Annotated in this window: 7 protein-coding genes; all 7 read left to right on the forward strand. The window is 72.0% G+C overall.

Going from position 1 to position 7080, the window contains the following annotated elements:
- Positions 1-188: 188 nt before the first annotated feature.
- Positions 189-2297 carry a hypothetical protein gene (locus ACFYOJ_RS27800; protein ID WP_388598143.1) on the forward strand — a complete coding sequence of 703 codons (2109 nt, stop codon included), beginning with the start codon at positions 189-191 and terminating at the stop codon, positions 2295-2297.
- A gap of 496 nt (positions 2298-2793) precedes the next feature.
- Positions 2794-3450 (forward strand): hypothetical protein, encoded by a 657-nt coding sequence (locus tag ACFYOJ_RS27805; RefSeq protein WP_356559224.1) that lies wholly within the window; start codon positions 2794-2796, stop codon positions 3448-3450.
- Positions 3451-3962: 512 nt separating this feature from the next.
- Positions 3963-4895: a hypothetical protein gene (locus ACFYOJ_RS27810; protein WP_356559226.1), complete on the forward strand. Its 933-nt coding sequence runs from the start codon at positions 3963-3965 to the stop codon at positions 4893-4895.
- 67 nt (positions 4896-4962) lie between these two features.
- Positions 4963-5157 carry a hypothetical protein gene (locus ACFYOJ_RS27815; protein ID WP_356559228.1) on the forward strand — a complete coding sequence of 65 codons (195 nt, stop codon included), beginning with the start codon at positions 4963-4965 and terminating at the stop codon, positions 5155-5157.
- 161 nt (positions 5158-5318) lie between these two features.
- Complete coding sequence (locus ACFYOJ_RS27820) at positions 5319-5786, forward strand: DUF6283 family protein (RefSeq protein ID WP_356559230.1); 468 nt, start codon at positions 5319-5321, stop codon at positions 5784-5786.
- A gap of 221 nt (positions 5787-6007) precedes the next feature.
- Entirely contained in the window at positions 6008-6253 is a 246-nt protein-coding gene (locus ACFYOJ_RS27825; RefSeq protein WP_356559232.1) for a hypothetical protein, read from the forward strand.
- Positions 6254-6354: 101 nt separating this feature from the next.
- The gene (locus tag ACFYOJ_RS27830; RefSeq protein ID WP_356559234.1) at positions 6355-6825 is read left to right on the forward strand and encodes a hypothetical protein; all 471 of its coding nucleotides are present in this window, start codon (positions 6355-6357) and stop codon (positions 6823-6825) included.
- The last annotated feature ends 255 nt before the right edge of the window (positions 6826-7080 follow it).

The raw sequence follows: 7080 nt of genomic DNA on the forward strand, positions 1-7080 counted from the left end.
CACCCCCCCCCCCCCCCCCCCCCCCCCCCCCCCCCCCCCCCCCCCCCCGCCCCCCCCCGCGCCGGGCGCCCCCCCCCCCCGCGCGCGCCCGCCCCCCCCCCCCCCCCCCCCCCCCCCCCCCCCCGCCACGTGAACCAGGCGCTTTCTGCGCCCCCTTGTTTTCGCCACGCTCTAAGGAGAATTACGCCATGTCCGCGATCACCACCGCCCCCGCCCAGGTCGGCAACGGCCGCGCCGTCCACTACGTCCGCAAGGACGAGTTCCACTCCAACACCATCGGCTGCGGACGCACGATGTCCCGGGAAATGACCGAGCGAGAGGCCAACGGCCGCAAGGAGTGCGGCCCCTGCAAGCGCGCAGTGGAGGCCCTGGCCGCCGAGCAGCCGGCCGAGCAGGCCCCCGCCACCGACTTCGCCCCGGCAGTCGAGGGCGCTTACGAACACGGCCAGCGGCTGGAGGCCCAGGCCCTGGCCACCAACGAGGTGATCGCCGAGCGCGCCCGGGCCGTCCTCACCGAGGCGGGCGCCACCGAGGCCGCCGACGGCCGCGCCGGATTCCGCATCCAGGTCAACCACCTGGCCGTGCGCCTGTACGCCCGCGACGAGCAGGGATGCCACGACCAGGACCGGCTGGACCAGTTCGGCGCCTTCCTGGAGCTGCGCGACTGGTTCGCCGAGCCCGGCACGGCCGCCTTCCATGGCCCGTGCCTGGCCCTCCTGCCCCCGGCCGGCCAGGCCCGGGAGGTCGTCCTGGAAGGCAAGCAGCGACGGGAGGCCGCCGAGCAGCGACGCCAGGAGCTGGTGACCGAGGTCGCCGCCCGCACCCTCGTCCTGGGCACCCACAGCACCGCCCACAGCTTCCAGCCGGTCGACCAGCCGGACGGCGAGCGCGGCGAGCGCATCGCCTGGACGTTCCGCACCGGCCACGGCGCCCGCGCCCGCTACCACTGGGTCAGCGTCCGCAACGTCATCAGCATGGGCGTCGGCAGCGAGTACCGGTGGCAGGCCGAGCGGTCCGCCCGCCTCGGCCGCCGCACCGGCCTGGACGAGGCCCCCATGCCCGACCACATCGCCCAGCTGCTCACCGAGCCCACCGAGACCCTGGAGCGCATGGCCGCCGCCCTGGACCAGGACACCGTCCAGCTCAAGCCGGACGGCGTGGGCCGCTGGGCGGTCGTGCGCGGCGGCACCTACCTGGGCGACGTCCGCGACCAGGGCGCCCGCTACACCCGGCGCGGCCGGTACGCCGCCAACTCCCCGTACGGCAAGCCCCGCAAGGCCAACGTCGGGTACTTCCACGACCTGGACGCCGCCCGGGACGCCGTGGCCGAGGCGTGGCCCGTGCAGGTCACCGAGATTGCCGGCGACCTGGGCGTGCCGGTCGCCCAGGTGCTGGAGGTCGCCGGACAGGTCGAGCGGGAGTGGCAGCCCGAGGGCCGCCCCGTCGCCCTGCGGTCCCTGGAGTACACCGGCGCCGCCGGCCTGCTCACCCAGGCCGCCGCCGCTGAGGTGCGCCAGCGCCTGGCCGTGCCGTTCCACGGCCCCGCCGACTACGCCGGCCCGCGCGGCCTGTGCGGCTACGACGACCACACCGCGCCCCTGCTGCCCTCCGGCAAGCTCGCCCAGCACGACCGTCAGCAGGGCGTCATGCTGGCCTGCCCGGGCAGCTGCCGCCCCGGACGCGGCTCCCGCGAGGAGCTGACCATGCGCGACACCACGGCCGTCATCTACAACCCGCCGCGCCCCCGGGGCCTGGCCTGCCGCGCCAAGGAGGGCGACCTGATCGTGGTCGACGGCCAGGTGATGGAGGTCAAGAGCCTCCAGGTGGACGAGGCCACCAACGCCCACGTGTGGCTGGTCCTGGACGGCGTGAGTCTCGGCCCGCTCCGCTTCACCCTGGAAGACCGGCTGGAGTACCGCCGCCGCGTGCGCCGCGACGACGTGCCGTGCCGGGTGTGCGGGGTGTACGTGGTCATGGAGGTGGACGAGGCGGTGGACGGCGTGCCCAACACCCGCCTGTGCGGCCTGTGCGACCGCCAGCAGCCGGATGAGCTGACCGAGGACCAGGCCCGCGCCAGCGTGGAACGCACATACCCGCACGCCCAGAAGTTCCAGGCCGAGCGTACCGAGTACGGCCGCCTGCTCGGCTACACCTTCCAGGTGGGCCGCCTGCACTCCGCCCGCTACGGCTGGATCGCCCCGGCCGGGACGTACGCCCAGGGCTTGGAGGACTACCGGTCGCAGGCCGCCGCCATGCTCCCCCTGGCCGCCCGCGACGAGCAGACCGCTCACGCCTGACCCTTCCCGGCCGGGACTGCCGATCTGGACGACGAGGTCCTGGCCGCCGCGCTCGGCCCCCTCGTCGAGCTGCTGCGCCCCGACGAGGGCGCTGACCTCACCGTCGACCTCACCGACGGAACCCCCACATCGCCGAACGGCGGGGCGCAGCCGCAGGAGCGCCCCGCCCGCGTGTGCCCCTGCCGCTGTGCTTCAGGCCCGCGCGCGGCACTGCCTGGCACCGCATCGGGGGCGCGCCGCCCGTAGCGGCGGGCGGCAGCAGAAAGGAGGGGAGCGGGCAGCCGGGCCGGTGCCGTACTTCCCTCTGCGCGTGAGCTGCGGCCGAGCAGCATCACACCCCCCTCTACGTGGTCTGTTTCGGCGGCGAGAGTCGCCCGCCTATTGAATAGTGATGCTGCAAAGAATAGTTAGCAGATGACGGGGCGGGGTGGTGAATCCCCCGCCGCTCCGCCCCGGCCCGCACGATTCCCACCTGTTACCGAGAAGGGCGTACACCATGACCGAAGGTCAGACCGGACCGGACGAGGCGATCACGGCCATGCAGTCTCAGCTCACCGCCAACGGCCTGAACGTGCACCCTCACGGCAAGGGGCTGCGTGTCGACCTGAGCAACGCCACCGCGATCTACCTGGCGCTGACGAACTCGCCGTACGGCCCGCGCTGGTCGGCCCGCTCGGGCTGGACCGTCGTCTACGACACCACTGAGCAGGACATCATCCCCGCTGACATCGCGGCCGACATCGATGCGGCATGGGCTGCCGAGGCGGTCGCCCGCTATACCGCCGAGACCGAGCGTGGCACCGATCTCGCAGGCGTGTTCGGCGGGAACCTCGGCCAGGTGCTGGAGCGCGCGTTCGCCGCTCACGGCATTCCCACCGAGGACCACCCGGACAATGGTCTCGTAGTGACCGCTCTCCTGGCCAAGCTGCCGGACGGGAACGATGTCGGGATCTGGGATGCGGTCAACGAGACCAACAGCATTCCCGCCGCCGACTACGGGCGGTTCGGCGCCCAGTACCGCCGGGTGAAGGACCTGCCCGACGACGTCGACGTTCCGGAGAGCGAGATCCCCCTCACCTACACCGGGTCCCTGTGGGGTGACCTGGCGGTCCTGATCCACACGGTGAAGTCCTTGTACGGCGCCGCGAAGTAACCCCCTGGCGCGGGCGCACAGATTCCGGCCGGACTGCCTGCCCGCCCCGCTCCCGGCGAAGGCTGGCGGCACGCCGCCGGGGCTAGAGCGCCCCGCCCCCCTTGGGCCGGGGCTCGCCCGCCGGACCGGCACCGGCCCGACGCCGGCCAGGCGGAGCCGGTCGCGCTGCTCCGCGGGTCGTCCCTGGCGAAGGCGCGGCCCGCCTGCCGCGAGTTGCGTGGCGCACAGGCCGATCGAACCCCACCTGCCCTGAAAACGGCGCGGCGGTAAGAGGGAATGGTGACCTGGGGTTGCTGCCGTATGCCCCTGCTGCCTGTATTTCTAGGGCGGCCGTTCCATGGCATGTATTGAATGGTGGGTTCACAAAAGCTAGTTTGCAGGAGTCGGTCGGAGTGGTGACACCCCCCTAAGCCACTCCGACCGATACCAGCAGCGACCCGATCGAGTCGGGCCGAGGAGCGCTCAGCCGCCCGCATGCGCGGGATCACCTCACCACCTGGAAGGAACTACCGGTGACCGACACCACTGGCCCCAAGCTCACGAAGAAGACCCGCACGTTCGCCACGCCGGGCACTCCCTTCGACGCTATCGAGGAGGTCACCGGCCACGACTTCGAAGCCCACGGCGTCACCCTGTTCGTTCACGCGATGCTGTCTCTTCCCCTGTCCGGCGGGGGGGGGGTGCGGCGTCGCTGGGTCGTCCGCTACGCCGAGACCACGACCACCACGAAGGCCGGGACATTCCTGGTACTGCGCGCCGACAACATCACCAGCCGTCCGGAAGCGGTCGCGGTGGCCGTGCGGAAGATCAAGGCGCAGCAGGAGGCCGAGGGGGCGCCTGCACTGCGCACGGCCGCCGAGCAGGCGGAAGAGCGGGCGTGTGAGAGGGACCGAAAGGCGGAGGAGCGTACGCGGCCGACCAGCGCGCAGGTGTACGTCTCTCCCATCTCGGGGCGTGCGATTCTGCATCTGATCGGCGCTGACGGGGGCCAGAACCACGAGCCCATCAAGCTGGACGGCAGCCACCGCAGTCCGCAGGACGCCGGGGCGTACGCGGCGATCACGGCCCTGGGCAAGGCCGGTTTCCGGTGCGCGCCGGGCGCCTACTGGCGCCAGCACTCCAGCCGGCGGGACACGGCGGTACTGGCGATCGTGCCGACCCGTGCCTACCTCGCCTACACCGAGCGCCGGTTCGGACCGCGCCCGGAGGTTCCCGAGATCGCGGGCGCCACCATCACGGCCCGCACCCAGCGGGGATGGTGGGACGTCATTACCGCCGATGGCGAACGGTACGCGCTCACGTGGTCCCCGCAGATCGGCGGCGACCGCTGGACGGTGTGGGGCGGACCCCAGTACACCAAGCTGGTTCGCTCCGGCAGCCAGAACGAGGCCCTGTGCGTCCTCAAGTACCCCGCGCACGCCCGCGTCGCCTGCGCCCGCGACTGACCACACCAGTACGGCCCCGGGCGGGGGGAAGTCGACGTCATAGCACGCCGCCCTTCACCCGCCCGCCGTGGACAGCCTGCGCGCCCTCATCCCCGAGGCCACCGACGTCATCCGGGTACGCGCCGCCATCCCGCACCTCGCCACCAACTGGGCGTGGACGCAAGCCGAGGTGCTCGGCGCCTACCAGTGGCCGCCCTACCCCGGAGCGAGCCGCTCGTGCCCCCCGACAGCACCGCCGACGGCAGCCCCCACGCCAGCCTGACCCTCTGCGAGTTCCTCCGCACCCACCGACGTCCCGATTGTCCGCCATGTACGCGCAACGATACCGCCTACGTCTTCAGCATCCGGCTCAGCCGCCCCTGCTGGGAGGATGGCGACGCGTACTGGGACTACAGCACCCGACACGAGCACTGAGGAGCAACCATGACGAGCCAGCCACCCGCGCCGAGCCCGTGCACCTACTGCCCATACCGGCTGGACGTCCCCTCCGGTGTCTGGTCGGAGGAGGAGTACGCCAAGCTGCCCCTGTACGACCGGCCGACGTACGAGCAGCCCGTCAGGGTGTTCCGGTGCCACGTGCACGACCGCGACAGCGAGCGGGGCACGGTCTGCGGCGGATGGGCCGGATGCCACGACGGCGACGAACTGTTGGCGCTGCGCGTGGGCATCATCGAGGGAGGGATCACGGTGGAGACCGCCGAGGCGATCCGTGACTATGTCTCCCCAGTGCCACTGTTCGCCTCAGGGGCAGAGGCCGCCGCGCACGGCATGCGCGACGTCGAGAACCCCTCGCCCGAGGCGGTCGCCGCCATGCGCAAGCTCAAGCGCGTCCGCACCGACCTCACCGAGAAGCAGCAGTGGAGTGCCGCCAGGCCCCGCCGGAGCGGCTGACCTGTTCCACGTCACACCCTGGTGCTCGCCTACCTCTGGGACAGGGGCGCCCTTCTCTTCCGTCTCCGGCCTCGCCCCGACGAACCACGCCGTCCGCGGGGTAACCCCAACCGGGCGCTCCGCTCCCCGGCGTCCGCGTCGCGACGGAGCGCCCCCGGCGTCCGCCTGGCACCTCACCCTCCGACCGCCCGCCGCCAACCCCCTGAAAGGGAACTGCTCCCGTGTCGGACCTGACCATCGTCCAGGCCGTCATCCACACCACCAGCGACACCGACCACGAGGCGGTGATCGACACCGCCGATGGCGAACGGTACGCGCTCACGTGGTCCCCGCAGATCGGCGGCGACCGCTGGACGGTGTGGGGCGGACCCCAGTACACCAAGCTGGTTCGCTCCGGCAGCCAGAACGAGGCCCTGTTCGTCCTCAAGTACCCCGCGCACGCCCGCGTCGCCTGCGCCCGCGACTGACCACACCAGTACGGCCCCGGGCGGGGGGAAGTCGACGTCACAACACGCCGCCCTTTACCCGCCCGCCCCGGTCTCGCCAACGCACAGAAGGACACGCTTCGATGCCCGACCGCACCGCAATGACCCTGACCCTCTACGCCACGCACGACAGTGACCGTGACGGCATCCGTGCCGCCCTCACTGCCCAGGGCCTGGAACACGACCTCGAAGGCGCCTTCACCAACCCCGTCCTGCGAGACGGATACACCGCTGAGGAAATCGTTATCGACAACGGCACCGAGCACCGCACGCTCGCTGAGGCACTCGTCACCCGCACCCGGCACACGGCGTTCGAACTCGTCCACTACCCCGACCGCACCCACCTCGGCCGCTACGCTGCCTACGCTCCCGGGCACGACCTGTACTCCGCCTTCTGCGACGTCGACGGTGACCCCTACTCCGACGACAAGGAGGTCGCCCGCTGGCTCGCCAGCGCGCCCAAGGGCATGACCGTTGCCGACTGGCTCACCACCTACGGCCCCAAGCTGCTGGGCACCAGCGTGCACGCTGCCCTCGCTGAACTGCGCACCTGACGCACTGAGGTTCCCCGGCGCACGGCGCGGCACCCGCCGCGCCGTGCGGAGTCGACGCCTGCCTCCCGTTGCCGAGCCCCCGAGTGGAGGAAAGCCCCCTTCCTGTGGCTCGACAGCCGTTCGGCCGCCGGCTGGTGGAAGGCCGATGCACAGAGGCAGTCAGTAAGAAGGGGGGAGCGGGGGGTGCTGATCCCGCTTCCTCTCCTTCTCACCGCTGCCTTCCCGGCCGCATGAGCTGCCTGACCGGACATCCGT

Source organism: Streptomyces sp. NPDC006384 (genome assembly GCF_042870695.1).
In the GTDB taxonomy this organism is placed as follows: Bacteria; Actinomycetota; Actinomycetes; order Streptomycetales; family Streptomycetaceae; genus Streptomyces.